The organism is Anoxybacteroides voinovskiense (assembly GCF_014196205.1).
Taxonomy (GTDB): domain Bacteria; phylum Bacillota; class Bacilli; order Bacillales; family Anoxybacillaceae; genus Anoxybacteroides; species Anoxybacteroides voinovskiense.
In genome coordinates, this window is sequence record NZ_JACIDE010000002.1 from 118,370 (window position 1) to 133,814 (window position 15,445).

Here is a 15,445-nt window from a genome sequence, read left to right on the forward strand (position 1 = left end):
TGTAAATGGGGATTAACATAGAGAGTGAGTATGACTATAAACAGGGGAAAAGTGTCAGTAAAACGAAACCATTGCTCTATGTTAATCTCTATGTCCTTTATTGTTTAGATAAACATTATAACGAATTTGAAAATTTACATAAACATCCACTTAAATTTCTCATTGAAGGAGTAAACAAAATATGTTTCAAATGAAATTAATAAAAAAGCTAAAAACCTCCTATAGCATAAGACTATCGGGAGACAAACGATTTTTATGTCATAACATGAATAATAAGACAATCGTTTACGATATAACAACTTGGGAAAAGGTTGCCGAACTGAACAAACCGAATTATCCACAAGATATAAGATTTTCCTTAGACAATAACTATTTGTTAATTAAAAGTACGACAGGTACTATATGTGTTTATCGTACGGCAGATTTTCAATTAGTTAGAAAAGTACAATCCAAAAAATCTTTTAAGTTAGTGGAAGGAGATGTGAATTTCACTAAAGACCATCCCTTGATTCTTTCAGCTGTAGAAACCAATAATGGGCGACAAATTGGAGCGATTCATATTCATACAGGGGAGTATATGGTTCTTACAAAATTTAAGAATGACGATACACTTATTTACTATCATCAATTTGTAAGAGATCGGAATGAACATTTGTTTACATTAAGTTATGTAAATGAAATGGATTATAGAGAGAATAGAATTGTTAAATTAAAGGAACCTATTAATAAACAGCCCATTGAGTTAAAAAGTCATTCGGAAGTTCCTATCTGGGATTCTGTCGTTTTCGACCCTGTTCACGATGTTTATATTTTAGTAAACGACTATGAAGTCATATTAATGGATTCTGACTGTAAATCAGTTTTAAAGAAAGTACACATTGTTGGTAATCGTTTCACCGAGAGACAAATTGGTTTTTTCCGACACCTTCATCAATCCCAAGATGGAAGGTTTATTGTACTGACTTATAGTGAAAGTGTTGTGATTCTAAGATATGAAGATTTAAAAACGATATGGATTGAGAGTGTCCCATATGCGAGTTTTGCTGAATTTAGCAACGATGATCAATATTTGCTAGTTGGTACTTGGGAGTGCGGATACGTCTTTGAGAATAATTTGCCACAACGTTTTTAAAGTTAATATTTGCAAGTGTTATTTTTATTAGATAAGCACGTGTCGATTGATCACAACATAAGGGAAGATTAACTGGTTAGCGTGTCATCGGCGACGCGTTGGATTTGACGTACGGATACGATGCGGATGGCAATATCGTGACGTACTTTGACGGCGTGAACACGCATACGTTTACGTACGATTTTGCCAACCGTTTGAAGTCATGGGCGTACCAAGGCAACACGGTTCAATACGACTACGACGCGGCGGGGAACTTGAAAAATCCGCATGGCAAGACGCTTACGTTTAACGCCGCGAACGAAGTCGAAGGATTTACGTATGATGAAGCCGGCAACCTTCTACAAGACGACCGTTATCAATACACATGGGACGGAGAAGGACGGATGCTTTTAAACGACCACACCATTTTTGTCATTTTTTCATCGATTCATCGAGAAGGAAGTTACGTGCATCCGCCTTTTATACGATTAGGACGATGAAGAAAATAAGAAGGATTAAGTCCCTAACCCTTGACACTTTGCGGAAAAGACGGTACACTAAATGTTTGTAAAGGTATTTTACTTAACAAGCGGGGAGGGAGTTCGATGCTTGAGAAAACAACGCGAATGAACTATTTGTACGATTTTTATCAGTCGTTGTTAACCCCGAAGCAACGAAGCTATATGTCGCTTTATTACTTAGACGATTACTCCCTCGGCGAAATTGCAGAAGAGTACGAAGTCAGCCGGCAAGCCGTTTACGATAACATTAAACGAACGGAAGCGATGCTCGAGGAATACGAAGAAAAACTCGCATTGTTCCAAAAGTTTCAAGCGCGGCAACAGCTAATCAAGCGGCTGAAGGAAATAGCGAAACAATATGCCGACGACAAACTATGGGAAACGATTGAAGCATTGGAGAAACTAGAGTAGGAGGCGGTAACGTATGGCATTTGAAGGATTAGCCGACCGTCTGCAAAGCGTGATGAACAAAATCCGCGGCAAAGGAAAAGTGACGGAAGCCGATGTGAAAGAAATGATGCGCGAAGTCCGGCTTGCGCTTTTAGAAGCGGACGTAAACTTTAAAGTCGTTAAAGACTTTATTAAACGCGTCAGCGAGCGCGCGGTTGGCCAAGAAGTGCTAAAAAGCTTAACGCCAGGCCAACAAGTCATTAAAGTCGTCAAAGAAGAACTAACGGCGCTTATGGGCGGAGAACAAAGTAAAATCGCCGTCGCCACTCGCCCGCCAACCGTCATTATGATGGTCGGCTTGCAAGGGGCCGGAAAAACGACGACGACCGGAAAATTAGCGAACTTATTGCGCAAAAAATATAACCGGAAGCCGCTGTTAGTCGCTGCCGACATTTACCGTCCGGCTGCCATTAAGCAGCTTGAAACGCTCGGCAAACAGCTAAACATCCCGGTATTTTCCCTCGGCGATCAAGTCAGCCCAGTCGAAATCGCCAAACAAGCGATTGCGAAAGCGAAAGAAGACCATCACGACTATGTTATCATTGACACCGCTGGGCGGCTTCATATTGATGAAGCGTTAATGGATGAATTGAAACAAATCAAAGAGCTGACGAAACCGGATGAAATTTTCCTCGTCGTCGACGCGATGACTGGACAAGACGCCGTCAATGTGGCGCAAAGCTTTAACGAGCAGCTCGGCTTAACCGGTGTCATTTTAACGAAACTGGACGGCGATACGCGCGGTGGGGCAGCGCTATCGATTAAAGCGGTCACCAACACCCCAATTAAATTCGTCGGGATGGGCGAAAAAATGGATGCCCTTGAGCCGTTTCATCCGGAGCGGATGGCTTCCCGTATTTTAGGCATGGGGGATGTGCTTACGCTCATCGAAAAAGCACAAGCGGCGGTCGATGAAGAAAAAGCAAAAGAACTCGAACAAAAAATGCGCACGATGTCGTTTACGTTCGATGACTTCCTCGAACAGCTCGGACAAGTGCGCAAAATGGGACCATTGGATGAAATTTTAAAAATGCTTCCTGGCGCGAATAAAATCAAAGGCTTAAACAACATTCAAATCGATGAAAAACAAATTGCACACGTCGAAGCAATTATTCGCTCGATGACAAAAGAAGAAAAAGCCAACCCAGAAATTATTAATGCCAGCCGCAAAAAGCGAATCGCTAAAGGAAGCGGCACGTCGGTTCAAGAAGTGAACCGGTTATTAAAGCAATTTGAAGAAATGAAAAAAATGATGAAAATGATGACAACGATGACAAAAGGAAAGAAAAAAGGGTTTAAATTCCCGTTTATGTAGGGAATAATGTGTTAAGAAAAAACACTTTACAAACTACACGATTATTGCTAATATACTATCTTGTGTGAACTATTTACGGAGGTGCTAGAAAAAATGGCAGTAAAAATTCGTTTAAAACGCATGGGTGCGAAAAAATCACCTTTCTATCGTATTGTTGTAGCGGACTCTCGTTCTCCACGTGATGGCCGCTTTATCGAAACAATCGGTACGTACAACCCAGTGGCAGAGCCAGCAGAAGTGAAAATCAACGAAGACCTAGCATTAAAATGGCTACAAAACGGGGCAAAACCGTCGGACACGGTTCGCAACTTGCTTTCGAAACAAGGAATTTTAGAAAAATTCCACAACTTAAAATACGGCAAATAATGTGATGTAAATGAAGCCGCTAATTGAAACGATTGTACGGGCGCTTGTCGATTATCCAGACGAGGTTGTTGTTACGGAAACTGCGGACGAACAGACGATTACCTATACGTTATCCGTTCATGAAGAAGACATCGGAAAGGTAATCGGAAAGCAAGGACGCACGATTCACGCGATTCGAACGGTTGTATATGCAGCGGCATCCGATCTACCGAAGCGCGTCATCGTGCAAATTAACGACAAAGGGTGAGGGAAATCCTCCCCTTTTTTATTACCGTTTGAGGGGTGTCGCTATGAAAATTATCCAAACCGTTGAAGTGAAGCAAATTTTAACTGAAAAAAGCCGCGCAGAACTGCACGAAAAATTTTCTGCCCGCAAGCGAAAACTGCAACAAGAATGCGACCAACTTCGTTTTGAACAAAAGCGCCTCGAAAAATCCGCCAAATATTCGCCGACGATTTTAAAACAATATTTCACGAAAGAAATTGACGATCGGCTTGAAAAAATCAAATTATTGGAGTTTCAGCTCGAACAATTACACATCCTACCGTTAGGAAGCGAACTAAAAGAACGGGAAGTACAAGCGCTAGTGGACGTCCAAATCGGTGACCGTTGGGACGATATAATGAACACGCGCGCCATCATCATTGAAGACGGCATTGTGAAAGAAATTCGCTGAAAAAGAGGTGAGAACGATGAAATGGTTTCATGTCGGCACAATCGTTAATACGCACGGCATTCGCGGCGAAGTGCGCGTCATTTCTAAAACCGATTTCGCCGACGAGCGCTATAAAATCGGCAATACGCTCTATCTTTTTATGGACAACGCTTCACAACCAATCGAAGTAAAAGTAAAAAGCCACCGCGTCCATAAATCGTTTGATTTATTATCGTTTGAAGGATACGACAACATTAACCTCGTCGAAAAATTTAAAGGCGGCATATTAAAAGTGCCAGAAAGCCAGCTTAGGAAACTTGGCGAAGGGGAATTTTATTTCCATGAAATTATCGGGTGTACCGTCGCCACCGAAGATGGCGAAACGATTGGCGTTGTGAAAGAAATTTTAACCCCAGGGGCAAACGACGTTTGGGTTGTCGAGCGAAAAAACGGGAAAGACGCCTTAATCCCGTATATCGCAGACGTCGTCATCGACGTCAATGTACGCGATAAACAAATTACGATTCGCCCAATGGAAGGACTGCTTGACTGATGAACATTGACATTTTAACGTTATTCCCGAATATGTTTACCGGCGTACTGAACGAATCGATTTTAAAAAAGGCGCAAGAAAAACAAGCGGTTTCGATTAACGTCGTCAATTTCCGTGAATTCGCCGACAACAAACACCAAACGGTGGACGACTATCCGTACGGCGGTGGAGCAGGCATGGTGTTAAAGCCACAACCGATTTTTGACGCCGTTGCTCATTTAACAAAAGAAAACGATGCGCGCATCATTTTACTTTGTCCGCAAGGGGAGCGCTACACGCAAAAAAAGGCGGAGGAGTTGGCGAAAGAGTCGCACCTTATCCTCATTTGCGGACATTACGAAGGGTATGATGAGCGCATTCGCGAACATTTAGTGACCGATGAAATTTCGATTGGCGACTATGTACTAACTGGCGGAGAATTAGGGGCGATGGTCATCGTCGACAGCGTCGTCCGTCTGTTGCCAGGCGTACTTGGAAACGAAGCGTCGTCTGTGCACGATTCATTCAGTTCTGGATTATTAGAGCATCCACAATATACGCGCCCAGCCGACTTTCGCGGGCTTAAAGTTCCCGATGTACTCTTATCAGGCAACCATCGCTTAATCGACGAATGGCGGCAAAAAGAATCGTTGCGGCGGACGTTTTTGCGCCGTCCGGATTTGTTAGCGCAATACGAATTAACGGACAAGCAAAAAAAATGGCTCGAAGAATTTCAAAAAAACGAACGGTAACTATTGCATACGATACCCCTTTATGCTAGTATAATCTTTGTGACTTAGGCTTAAGTCGTTAAAACGATGTTCCGCTGCTAATCATTAGTATGAGCATCTGTTGGAAGGAGTGGAAACGATGCATCATTTAATTCAGGAAATCACAAAAGAGCAATTGCGAACAGATTTACCTGACTTCCGCCCTGGTGACACAGTGCGCGTTCACGTCAAAGTTGTCGAAGGAAACCGTGAACGGATTCAGGTATTCGAAGGCGTTGTAATTAAACGCCGCGGTGCAGGTGTAAGCGAAACGTTTACCGTTCGTAAAGTGTCTTACGGTGTAGGTGTAGAGCGTACATTCCCTGTGCACACACCAAAAATCGCAAAATTAGAAGTTGTTCGCCGCGGTAAAGTCCGTCGTGCAAAACTTTACTACTTGCGTCAACTTCGTGGGAAAGCTGCCCGCATCAAAGAAATTCGCTAAAGAAAGACAAGGAGCTTGGAGTTCAAGCTCCTTTTTTCTAATACGAGGAAACGACGAAATGGACGTTTCTCCATTTTGAACATGTAGGTGGGAGAAGGATGGAAAAGAAAAAAAACGAAACGTGGGAATGGCTGAAAGCGATCGTCATCGCTGTACTTCTTGCTGGAGGAATCCGCTATTTTATTTTTGCGCCGATTATTGTTGACGGGCTATCGATGATGCCAACCCTTCATGATCACGACCGAATGATTGTCAACAAGCTTGCGTACAAAATTGGTGAACCACACCGGTTTGATATTATCGTGTTTCATGCGGAAGAAGGGAAAGATTATATTAAACGGGTCATCGGCTTGCCAGGCGATCATATCGAATATAAAGACGATACGTTATATGTCAATGGAAAAGCGTATAAAGAACCGTATTTAGATGAATATAAAAAACAGCTAGTAGACGGACCGCTCACCGAGTCGTTTACACTTGAAGAAATTACGGGCAGAAAAACCGTTCCGAAAGGCTATTTGTTTGTAATGGGCGATAACCGGCGCTTTAGCAAAGACAGCCGGCATATTGGCTTTATCCCAATGGAAAAAGTCGTAGGGAGAGCGAGCATTGTATACTGGCCGCTTTCGGATGCCCGCATGATGAAATAAGTAGGTGAATGCAATGACCATTCAATGGTTTCCTGGCCATATGGCAAAAGCGAAACGAGAAGTGCAAGAAAAACTAAAGCTGATTGATGTCGTCTTCGAACTGTTAGATGCACGTATTCCGCTTTCGTCACGAAATCCGATGATTGACGAAATTTTAACGAACAAGCCGCGCATTATTTTGCTCAATAAAGCGGATATGGCGGACGAAAAAGTAACAAACGAATGGATTTCGTTTTTTGCCGAGCAAGGATTGCAGGCCATTGCGATTGACTCGCAAGCAGGGACAGGCATGAAACAAATCGTTGCGGCGGCGAAAGAAATGACGAAAGAAAAGTTTTTAAAAATGGCGGCAAAAGGGATTAAAAATCCACGCCCGTTGCGCGCGCTAATCGTCGGTATCCCGAACGTCGGCAAATCGACGCTCATTAACCGACTTGCCGGCAAACATATCGCCAAAACAGGCGATAAGCCAGGGGTAACAAAAGCACAACAATGGATTAAAGTCGGAAAGGAAATGGAGCTATTAGATACGCCAGGGATTTTATGGCCGAAGTTTGAAGACGAAGAAGTTGGCTTGAAACTGGCGACAACCGGCGCAATTAAAGATACGATTTTAAATTTGCAAGACGTTGCCGTGTATGCGCTCCGCTTTTTATCCGAGCACTATCCAGCACGTTTAAAAGAGCGCTATTCGCTTACGGACATTCCAGACGACATCGTCGAGTTGTTTGACGCCATCGGCAAACGCCGCGGCTGCCTTACAAGCGGCGGAGCGGTCGATTACGATAAAGTGGCGGAACTTGTCCTTCGCGATATCCGAACAGAAAAACTCGGCCGCCTCAGCTTTGAGAAACCGTAAAGCCCGAACAAACCGGGCTTTATTTTTTTTATGAATGTGCCGATATAAAAAATAGAAAGGAACGAGCTTCAATGAAACGCACGGTAAAAGAAATCGAACAACTATTACTAACATTAGACGAAACTCATCCGCTTTTTCAAGAAATCGCTTGTGATGAACGAAAAAGTGTACAAAAGCTGTTGGCTCGCTGGCGAAAGCAAAAAGAAAATGCTGAGAAAGAGCGAGTGCAGTGGGAACAAATGTCGCAATATGAGCAATCGCTTTATACGAAAGGAATTACTTCGATTGCCGGCATCGACGAAGCAGGGCGGGGACCGCTTGCTGGTCCGGTTGTCGCGGCTGCGGTAATATTGCCACAAGATGCGTATTTGCCTGGGTTAAACGACTCCAAAAAGCTATCAGAAGCAAAACGGGAAACGTTGTTTACCCAAATTCAAGCGACCGCGATTTCGATTGGTGTTGGAATTGTGTCAGCGAAAGAAATTGACGAACTTAACATTTATCAAGCAGCGAAAAAAGCGATGGTACAAGCGGTTGAGCAACTCACGCCAAAACCGGAGTATTTGCTTATTGATGCGATGGAACTTCCGCTTGCCATTCCACAACAAAGCCTTATTAAAGGGGATGCGAACAGCGTTTCGATTGCGGCAGCTTCCGTTGTGGCGAAAGTAACGCGTGATACCATCATGAAACAGCTTGGCGCGCAATATCCGCAATACGGGTTTGAGAAACATATGGGCTATGGGACGGAATACCATTTACAAGCGATTCGCACATACGGGGTTACCGAGCACCACCGCCGTTCGTTTTCGCCGGTGAGAGAACTAGTATAAGGCGCCATTCTTCGCAAATCTTTGCGCAAGTTTTGTGATAGAGAGGAAGTGGGAGACGATGATTCCACGGATTGACGGCTTGATGGAACAGCGTTGGCCAGCGGTGGCTAGCACTTTGCAAAATGGTCAAGTCGTCTACGGAAAAGTAGAAAAAATCGGAGCGAACGGGATGGCGTTTGTAAGAATTGGTGGGGAGCTGATGGAAGCCGAGATACAGACGCCGCTGCAAGCTGGTCAATTTTATTCGTTTCAAGTCACGAAAAAAGAAGACACGATCGTTCTTAAACGGTTAGCTAGTGAACGAAACGAAGCAACGATTGAGCAGACGGCAACACAACTAGTGAACAAATGGCGGCTTTCTCGTGAAATGGAACCGCTCCTTCGTTTTTTGTTGCAAAAGCAACTGCCTTTTACGAAAGCAGAAGCGGTTCAAGCGGAAAAATGGCTGTTAGCCACACCGGAAAAAGACGTCAACTTTCGCGCGTTGCAAATGATGTTTACGAATCGTCTACCAGTGACAGAAACAGTCTTCTTCGCCTTAAAAGCAGTGCAAAGCCCGGAACCGCTTGCAGCGCAGCTCCTTCATTTACAGCGCTCCCTGCAAATGAGTCCAAAACAGTCGCTATCAGAAGGGCAACAATTGCTTCTTCACGAGCTAGAGCGGATGAGTCATTTTTTATTAGACGACAAAGGCGGAAATGAACTGCCGCAATTAGTTGCTAAACATATGAAATCGTTAGTCAAATCACTCGGGTTGGAGTACGAAGCGAGCATAGCCAAAAACGCGCAAACTTCCCAAACGCTCGAAAGCTTGAAACCGCTTTTGTTGCGCGCAAAACAAGAAACTAATGACGAAACGTTAACAAAACAAATCGATACACTTATTCATCGTTTGACCGGTCAACAGTTGCTTTCCCATGAACAAGGCCCTATCCAACCGTTAGTTATTCAACTGCCGTTTCTTTTCGGAGAGCAGACGGACGTCACCATCCATTGGCAAACGCGAAAAAAACAAACCGGTGAGCTTGATCCGCACTATTGTCGGTTATTGTTTTATTTACAGCTTCCTACCCTAAAAGAAATCGCGCTCGATGTCCGTATTCAACATAGCGTCGTTCATGTTTCGATATGGAACGATATGCCACAGCTGGAGCATTTCGTCGCGCTTATGCAGCCGTTGTTGAAAGAACGGCTTGCGTCTTTTGGCTATACACTGTCGACGGTTAAAGTTAACAGAGCGCCAGAAAAAAGAGGGCGTGATGAATTATTTTTACGAGTATTGAATAATTATTCGGGGGTAGACTATCGCATATGAACGAAAAAAGAAAACAAGCCGTTGCTTTAGCGTACAACCCTCAAGAACATATCGCACCTGTCGTTGTCGCGAAAGGAAAAGGGCAGGTGGCAGAACAAGTCATTGCCATCGCCAAAGCGAATGGTATTCCGATTCAAGAAGACCCGTCGCTTGTTCAATTGTTAAGCGAACTAGAAATAAATGAGGCGATTCCAGAACAGCTATATAAAGTCGTTGCCGAGCTGTTTGCATTCGTTTATCAACTCGAACGGACGCTTCGCGAGAAAAAGTAGCGGGTTGTTTTCTTTAGAAAACAACTCTTCTTTGTTATAAGAATTTTTTTGATTTTATGTCGAAATGGTAGACAATATGGAAACTCACATTATACAATGAAAGCGCTAGTACTTTTTATACATAGGAGGATGGGATATGAATATTCATGAGTATCAAGGCAAAGAGATCCTCAGAAGCTATGGGGTTGCCGTACCGAACGGCCGCGTGGCGTTTACCGTGGAAGAAGCGGTAGAAGCAGCGAAAGAATTAGGTAGCGCCGTTTGCGTTGTCAAAGCGCAAATCCATGCTGGCGGTCGTGGAAAAGCTGGAGGGGTAAAAGTTGCAAAAAGCTTGGAAGAAGTTCGTACATACGCAAGCGAACTGTTAGGAAAAGTGCTTGTTACGCACCAAACAGGTCCAGAAGGAAAAGAAGTGAAGCGCTTACTGATTGAAGAAGGTTGCGATATTAAGAAAGAATATTACATCGGCTTAGTCGTTGATCGCGCAACTTCTCGTGTAGTGCTAATGGGTTCCGAAGAAGGCGGAACGGAAATTGAAGAAGTGGCAGCGAAAACGCCGGAGAAAATTTTTAAAGAATACATCGACCCAGCGGTAGGATTGCAAGCGTTCCAAGCGCGCCGCATGGCGTTCAACATTAACATTCCAAAAGAGCTAGTCAACCAAGCGGTCAAATTCATGATGGGCTTATATCAAGTATTTGTCGACAAAGACTGCTCGATCGCGGAAATCAACCCACTTGTCGTGACAGGCGACGGCAAAGTGATGGCGCTAGATGCGAAATTAAACTTCGACTCTAACGCGTTATATCGTCATAAAGACGTGCTCGAATATCGCGACTTAGACGAAGAAGATCCGAAAGAAATCGAAGCATCGAAATACGACTTAAACTATATCGCCTTAGACGGAAATATCGGCTGCATGGTCAACGGTGCTGGCCTTGCGATGGCAACGATGGACATTATTAAATATTATGGCGGCGAACCAGCCAACTTCTTGGACGTCGGCGGCGGTGCGACAGCTGAAAAAGTAACGGAAGCGTTCAAAATCATTTTATCGGATGAGAACGTTAAAGGTATTTTCGTGAACATTTTCGGCGGCATTATGAAATGTGACGTTATCGCGAGCGGCATTGTCGAAGCAACGAAGCAAGTCGGCCTTGAACTTCCGCTTGTCGTCCGTTTAGAAGGGACAAACGTGGAGTTAGGGAAAAAGATTTTAGAAGAATCTGGCTTAAACATTGTTGCGGCTGAATCGATGGCAGATGGCGCACAAAAAATTGTCGAGCTAGTACGTTAAGAAGGCGAGGGAGAAGAATGAGCGTTTTTATTAATAAAGACACAAAAGTCATCGTGCAAGGAATTACAGGGTCACAAGGGTTGTTCCATACGAAACAAATGTTAGAATATGGAACGAAAATTGTCGGTGGAGTTACTCCAGGAAAAGGCGGCACAGAAATTGAAGGCGTTCCAGTATTTGACACCGTTTCTGAAGCGGTAGAAAAAACAGGGGCGAACGCTTCTGTTATTTACGTTCCACCAGCGTTTGCGGCAGATGCGATTATGGAAGCGGTGGACGCAGGCTTAGACCTTGTTGTGTGTATTACGGAAGGGATTCCTGTTCTTGACATGGTGAAAGTGAAACGATACATGGAAGGAAAGAAAACGCGCCTAATCGGCCCGAACTGCCCTGGTGTCATTACACCAGAAGAATGCAAAATCGGCATTATGCCTGGCTACATTCATAAAAAAGGGCACGTCGGCATCGTTTCGCGCTCTGGTACGTTAACGTACGAAGCAGTCCATCAATTAACACAAGCTGGCATCGGTCAATCGACAGCGGTTGGTATCGGTGGTGACCCAGTCAACGGTACGAACTTCATCGACGTCTTAAAAGCGTTTAATGAAGACGAAGAAACGTATGCCGTCATTATGATTGGCGAAATCGGCGGTACGGCAGAAGAAGAAGCAGCGGAATGGGTAAAAGCGAACATGAAAAAGCCAGTTGTCGGCTTTATTGGCGGGCAAACAGCCCCTCCAGGAAAACGAATGGGACATGCTGGTGCGATCATCTCCGGCGGAAAAGGAACGGCTGCGGAAAAAATTAAGAAAATGAACGAATGCGGCATTAAAGTAGCAGAAACACCTGCTGTGATTGGCGAAACGTTAATTGCTGTGTTAAAAGAGCAAGGTCTTTACGAAAAATGTAAAACACATTAATCGAATCCGTCCCGCGTGATGCGGGACGATTTTTCCATTTTATAAAAGAAAGGAAGATTCGATGTATTCATCTGTCCGGGAACGGTTAATTCATCTTCATCATTGCCGTGGTGTCGGCTGGAAAACAATCGACGAATTATTACGTATTGACCCAACACTTTCCTCTTTTTTTTCTCTTCCTGCTTCCACGATGTCGATTTTTCCCGAACGAAATTCTTCGTTTTTCCAAGATTTACATTCCCCTGTTATCAAAAGTATGATAAAAACATATAAGGATAAACATATTCATGTTATTACGATTTTCGATGACGGTTACCCGAACTGGCTAAAGCATATTTTTCAGCCACCGTGGGTGCTGTATGCAAAAGGAAAACTAGAATGGCTTTCGGGCATGAAAATGATTAGCGTCGTTGGTACGAGGCAGCCGACAGCCGAAGGGATTCGCGCGTTAAAGACGATCCTTCCGCCCCTTATTCAAGCAGGATGGACGATCGTCAGCGGCCTTGCGTTAGGTATTGATACCGCAGTACATGAACTAACGGTTGAACAACACGGAAAGACGATTGCCGTCATCGCAGGGGGAATAGAGCATATTTATCCGAAGCAAAATCGTGCGCTCGCAGAACAGTTAATGCACGACCATCTGATTCTTTCGGAATATCCGCCGCAAACGAAACCACAAAAATGGCAGTTTCCGTTGCGAAACCGTATCATTAGCGGTTTATCGCTCGGGACGGTCGTCGTACAAGCGAAAGAAAAAAGCGGCTCGCTCATTACCGCCTCTCTTGCCTTGGAGCAAGGGAGAGAAGTATTTGCTGTGCCTGGTTCGATTTTTTTAGAGCAGGCAAACGGAACGAATAAACTGATTCAACAAGGAGCAAAACTTGTTCGAACGGCGCAAGATATTATGGAAGAATTCGAACATATATTTCCAATAAGATAAAATTTTTCACATCATGTTTGACAAATGCCTATGTAATCATTAATAATAATGAAGATTTTAATTTTACCTCTTAAGGGAGGATTAAGTATGTCAGAATATCTCGTCATCGTCGAGTCACCAGCAAAAGCAAAAACGATTGAGCGTTACTTAGGAAAAAAATATAAAGTAAAAGCATCGATGGGACATATTCGCGACTTGCCAAAAAGCCAAATGGGCGTTGATATAAACAACGATTACGAACCGAAATACATTACGATTCGCGGCAAAGGTCCGGTGATTAAAGAGCTGAAAACGGCGGCGAAGAAAGCGAAAAAAGTGTTTTTAGCGGCTGACCCTGACCGAGAAGGGGAGGCAATCGCTTGGCATCTTGCCCATATGTTAGATCTAGATATTCATTCGGATTGCCGCGTCGTTTTTAACGAAATTACGAAAGATGCTATTCGTGAGTCGTTTCAGCATCCGCGGGCAATCAATATGCATTTAGTCGATGCCCAACAGGCGCGACGTGTACTTGACAGACTGGTAGGTTACAATATTAGTCCACTGCTTTGGAAAAAAGTGAAAAAAGGGTTAAGCGCTGGCCGAGTGCAATCGGTCGCTTTGCGGCTTATTATCGACCGCGAAAAAGAAATTCAAGCATTTCAACCGGAAGAATATTGGTCGATTCAAGCGGAATTTATGAAACGAAACGAAGTGTTTGTTGCGTCTTTTTACGGAATGGACGGACAAAAGTTCGAGTTACGAAATGAAGCTGATGTGAAAACAGTATTGGCGCGTCTCGACGGGAACCATTTTACTGTAAAGGCGGTAACGAGAAAGGAACGAAAACGAAATCCAGTGCCGCCGTTTACGACGTCGTCCTTGCAACAAGAAGCAGCGCGCAAGCTGAACTTCCGGACGAAAAAGACGATGATGTTAGCGCAGCAGCTGTATGAAGGCATTGACCTCGGGAGCGATGGCACGGTCGGGTTAATTACATATATGCGCACCGACTCGACGCGCGTATCAGAAACTGCACAACAAGACGCGCTTTCGTATATCGAGTCTACATTCGGCAAAGACTACGTAGCACAAGAAAAGCGAAAAGAGAAAAAAAGCGCCAATGCCCAAGATGCGCACGAAGCGATTCGTCCGACGTCAGTATTTCGTGACCCGCAGTCGGTAAAGCCGTATTTAAGCCGCGATCAGTTTCGGTTATATAAGCTCATTTGGGAGCGATTTGTCGCAAGTCAAATGGCGCCGGCACTGTTAGATACGATGAGCGTCGATTTAGAAAATGGCGGGATTTTGTTCCGAGCAAACGGCTCAAAAGTAAAATTTCCAGGCTTTATGAAAGTGTATGTCGAAGGAACGGACGACCAAACGGACGAACAAGACCGATTGCTTCCAGAACTAAAAGAAGGGGAAACGGTTATTGGGAAAGATATTGAGCCAAAGCAACATTTTACGCAGCCACCTCCACGCTATACGGAAGCACGGCTCGTCAAAACGCTTGAAGAACTTGGCATTGGGCGCCCATCTACGTACGCGCCAACGTTAGATACGATTCAAAAGCGAAATTACGTCGTACTCGAAAATAAACGCTTCGTTCCAACCGAGCTTGGGGAAATCGTTACGGAATTAATGCTTGAATTTTTCCCGGAAATTTTAGACGTTGAATTTACGGCGAAAATGGAAAAAAGCTTAGACGAGATTGAAGAAGGAAAAATGGAATGGGTAAAAGTCGTCGATGAGTTTTATCAAGAATTTGAAAAACGCTTACACATCGCAGAAAAAGAAATGAAAGAAGTGGAAATAAAAGACGAACCCGCAGGCATCGATTGTGACGTGTGCGGCAGTCCGATGGTATATAAGATGGGGCGGTTCGGAAAATTTGTAGCCTGTTCCAATTTTCCGGCATGCCGGCATACGAAGCCAATCGTAAAAGAAATTGGCGTGAAATGTCCACAGTGCCATGAAGGGAATATCGTCGAACGAAGCAGCAAAAAGAAGCGAGTCTTTTATGGGTGCGACCGCTATCCAGCATGCGATTTTATGTCGTGGGACAAACCGCTGGCACGCCCATGTCCAAAATGCGACGGATTGCTCGTAGAGAAAAAGTTAAAAAAAGGGATACAAGTGCAATGTGTAAAATGTGACTACGAAGAAGAACGACAATCATAATCGGTGAGAGCTTCTCACCGTTTTTAT

At 44.1% G+C, this 15,445-nt stretch carries 19 protein-coding genes; all 19 read left to right on the top strand.

The window, feature by feature from the left end; genetic code table 11:
* The first annotated feature begins 181 nt into the window (after positions 1 to 181).
* The 19 genes from GGR02_RS01805 (at position 182) to topA (ending at position 15,418) form a co-directional block, all read left to right on the top strand.
* A complete protein-coding gene (locus GGR02_RS01805; RefSeq protein WP_027407958.1) occupies positions 182 to 1,132 on the top strand; it encodes a YncE family protein in 951 nt (316 codons plus the stop codon).
* Between the two features lie 104 nt (positions 1,133 to 1,236).
* Positions 1,237 to 1,611 carry a hypothetical protein gene (locus GGR02_RS01810; RefSeq protein ID WP_183183046.1) on the top strand — a complete coding sequence of 125 codons (375 nt, stop codon included), beginning with the start codon at positions 1,237 to 1,239 and terminating at the stop codon, positions 1,609 to 1,611.
* A 105-nt stretch (positions 1,612 to 1,716) separates the two neighbouring features.
* Positions 1,717 to 2,043 carry a putative DNA-binding protein gene (locus tag GGR02_RS01815; protein ID WP_183183047.1) on the top strand — a complete coding sequence of 109 codons (327 nt, stop codon included), beginning with the start codon at positions 1,717 to 1,719 and terminating at the stop codon, positions 2,041 to 2,043.
* Between the two features lie 13 nt (positions 2,044 to 2,056).
* A complete protein-coding gene (ffh, locus tag GGR02_RS01820; protein WP_183183048.1) occupies positions 2,057 to 3,397 on the top strand; it encodes a signal recognition particle protein in 1,341 nt (446 codons plus the stop codon).
* A 93-nt stretch (positions 3,398 to 3,490) separates the two neighbouring features.
* A complete protein-coding gene (gene rpsP / locus GGR02_RS01825) occupies positions 3,491 to 3,763 on the top strand; it encodes a 30S ribosomal protein S16 (RefSeq protein WP_183183049.1) in 273 nt (90 codons plus the stop codon).
* A gap of 10 nt (positions 3,764 to 3,773) precedes the next feature.
* Positions 3,774 to 4,010: a KH domain-containing protein gene (locus GGR02_RS01830; protein ID WP_066323734.1), complete on the top strand. Its 237-nt coding sequence runs from the start codon at positions 3,774 to 3,776 to the stop codon at positions 4,008 to 4,010.
* Between the two features lie 43 nt (positions 4,011 to 4,053).
* Complete coding sequence (locus GGR02_RS01835) at positions 4,054 to 4,440, top strand: YlqD family protein (protein ID WP_183183050.1); 387 nt, start codon at positions 4,054 to 4,056, stop codon at positions 4,438 to 4,440.
* A 16-nt stretch (positions 4,441 to 4,456) separates the two neighbouring features.
* A complete protein-coding gene (gene rimM, locus GGR02_RS01840; protein ID WP_183183051.1) occupies positions 4,457 to 4,972 on the top strand; it encodes a ribosome maturation factor RimM in 516 nt (171 codons plus the stop codon).
* Entirely contained in the window at positions 4,972 to 5,703 is a 732-nt protein-coding gene (trmD, locus tag GGR02_RS01845; protein ID WP_183183052.1) for a tRNA (guanosine(37)-N1)-methyltransferase TrmD, read from the top strand. Before rimM ends, trmD begins: the two co-directional genes overlap by 1 nt.
* 118 nt (positions 5,704 to 5,821) lie before the next feature.
* The gene (rplS, locus tag GGR02_RS01850; RefSeq protein ID WP_066323742.1) at positions 5,822 to 6,166 is read left to right on the top strand and encodes a 50S ribosomal protein L19; all 345 of its coding nucleotides are present in this window, start codon (positions 5,822 to 5,824) and stop codon (positions 6,164 to 6,166) included.
* 98 nt (positions 6,167 to 6,264) lie between these two features.
* Positions 6,265 to 6,816 carry a signal peptidase I gene (gene lepB / locus GGR02_RS01855; protein WP_183183053.1) on the top strand — a complete coding sequence of 184 codons (552 nt, stop codon included), beginning with the start codon at positions 6,265 to 6,267 and terminating at the stop codon, positions 6,814 to 6,816.
* A gap of 13 nt (positions 6,817 to 6,829) precedes the next feature.
* Positions 6,830 to 7,675 (top strand): ribosome biogenesis GTPase YlqF, encoded by an 846-nt coding sequence (gene ylqF, locus GGR02_RS01860; protein WP_221210650.1) that lies wholly within the window; start codon positions 6,830 to 6,832, stop codon positions 7,673 to 7,675.
* A 71-nt stretch (positions 7,676 to 7,746) separates the two neighbouring features.
* Complete coding sequence (locus GGR02_RS01865) at positions 7,747 to 8,508, top strand: ribonuclease HII (RefSeq protein WP_183183055.1); 762 nt, start codon at positions 7,747 to 7,749, stop codon at positions 8,506 to 8,508.
* A 58-nt stretch (positions 8,509 to 8,566) separates the two neighbouring features.
* Complete coding sequence (locus tag GGR02_RS01870) at positions 8,567 to 9,823, top strand: hypothetical protein (RefSeq protein ID WP_183183056.1); 1,257 nt, start codon at positions 8,567 to 8,569, stop codon at positions 9,821 to 9,823.
* Positions 9,820 to 10,095, top strand: a complete 276-nt coding sequence (locus GGR02_RS01875) for an EscU/YscU/HrcU family type III secretion system export apparatus switch protein (protein WP_183183057.1) — start codon at positions 9,820 to 9,822, stop codon at positions 10,093 to 10,095. The genes GGR02_RS01870 and GGR02_RS01875 overlap by 4 nt, the downstream gene beginning before the upstream one ends.
* Positions 10,096 to 10,231: 136 nt before the next feature.
* Entirely contained in the window at positions 10,232 to 11,392 is a 1,161-nt protein-coding gene (gene sucC, locus GGR02_RS01880) for an ADP-forming succinate--CoA ligase subunit beta (protein WP_183183058.1), read from the top strand.
* 17 nt (positions 11,393 to 11,409) lie between these two features.
* Positions 11,410 to 12,312: a succinate--CoA ligase subunit alpha gene (gene sucD / locus GGR02_RS01885; protein WP_183183059.1), complete on the top strand. Its 903-nt coding sequence runs from the start codon at positions 11,410 to 11,412 to the stop codon at positions 12,310 to 12,312.
* 61 nt (positions 12,313 to 12,373) lie between these two features.
* A complete protein-coding gene (dprA, locus tag GGR02_RS01890) occupies positions 12,374 to 13,255 on the top strand; it encodes a DNA-processing protein DprA (RefSeq protein ID WP_183183060.1) in 882 nt (293 codons plus the stop codon).
* A gap of 87 nt (positions 13,256 to 13,342) precedes the next feature.
* Positions 13,343 to 15,418, top strand: coding sequence for a type I DNA topoisomerase (gene topA / locus GGR02_RS01895; RefSeq protein WP_183183061.1), 2,076 nt, complete (start codon positions 13,343 to 13,345; stop codon positions 15,416 to 15,418).
* Positions 15,419 to 15,445 lie beyond the last annotated feature (27 nt).

What these genes read in the sequence shown, in the direction of transcription:
- GGR02_RS01805 (WP_027407958.1), top strand. Translation starts at nt 182, where the DNA reads ATGTTTCAAATGAAATTAATAAAAAAGCTAAAAACCTCCTATAGCATA.
- GGR02_RS01815 (WP_183183047.1), top strand. Translation starts at nt 1,717, where the DNA reads ATGCTTGAGAAAACAACGCGAATGAACTATTTGTACGATTTTTATCAG.
- ffh (WP_183183048.1), top strand. Translation starts at nt 2,057, where the DNA reads ATGGCATTTGAAGGATTAGCCGACCGTCTGCAAAGCGTGATGAACAAA.
- rpsP (WP_183183049.1), top strand. Translation starts at nt 3,491, where the DNA reads ATGGCAGTAAAAATTCGTTTAAAACGCATGGGTGCGAAAAAATCACCT.
- GGR02_RS01830 (WP_066323734.1), top strand. Translation starts at nt 3,774, where the DNA reads ATGAAGCCGCTAATTGAAACGATTGTACGGGCGCTTGTCGATTATCCA.
- GGR02_RS01835 (WP_183183050.1), top strand. Translation starts at nt 4,054, where the DNA reads ATGAAAATTATCCAAACCGTTGAAGTGAAGCAAATTTTAACTGAAAAA.
- rimM (WP_183183051.1), top strand. Translation starts at nt 4,457, where the DNA reads ATGAAATGGTTTCATGTCGGCACAATCGTTAATACGCACGGCATTCGC.
- trmD (WP_183183052.1), top strand. Translation starts at nt 4,972, where the DNA reads ATGAACATTGACATTTTAACGTTATTCCCGAATATGTTTACCGGCGTA.
- rplS (WP_066323742.1), top strand. Translation starts at nt 5,822, where the DNA reads ATGCATCATTTAATTCAGGAAATCACAAAAGAGCAATTGCGAACAGAT.
- lepB (WP_183183053.1), top strand. Translation starts at nt 6,265, where the DNA reads ATGGAAAAGAAAAAAAACGAAACGTGGGAATGGCTGAAAGCGATCGTC.
- ylqF (WP_221210650.1), top strand. Translation starts at nt 6,830, where the DNA reads ATGACCATTCAATGGTTTCCTGGCCATATGGCAAAAGCGAAACGAGAA.
- GGR02_RS01865 (WP_183183055.1), top strand. Translation starts at nt 7,747, where the DNA reads ATGAAACGCACGGTAAAAGAAATCGAACAACTATTACTAACATTAGAC.
- GGR02_RS01870 (WP_183183056.1), top strand. Translation starts at nt 8,567, where the DNA reads ATGATTCCACGGATTGACGGCTTGATGGAACAGCGTTGGCCAGCGGTG.
- GGR02_RS01875 (WP_183183057.1), top strand. Translation starts at nt 9,820, where the DNA reads ATGAACGAAAAAAGAAAACAAGCCGTTGCTTTAGCGTACAACCCTCAA.
- sucC (WP_183183058.1), top strand. Translation starts at nt 10,232, where the DNA reads ATGAATATTCATGAGTATCAAGGCAAAGAGATCCTCAGAAGCTATGGG.
- sucD (WP_183183059.1), top strand. Translation starts at nt 11,410, where the DNA reads ATGAGCGTTTTTATTAATAAAGACACAAAAGTCATCGTGCAAGGAATT.
- dprA (WP_183183060.1), top strand. Translation starts at nt 12,374, where the DNA reads ATGTATTCATCTGTCCGGGAACGGTTAATTCATCTTCATCATTGCCGT.
- topA (WP_183183061.1), top strand. Translation starts at nt 13,343, where the DNA reads ATGTCAGAATATCTCGTCATCGTCGAGTCACCAGCAAAAGCAAAAACG.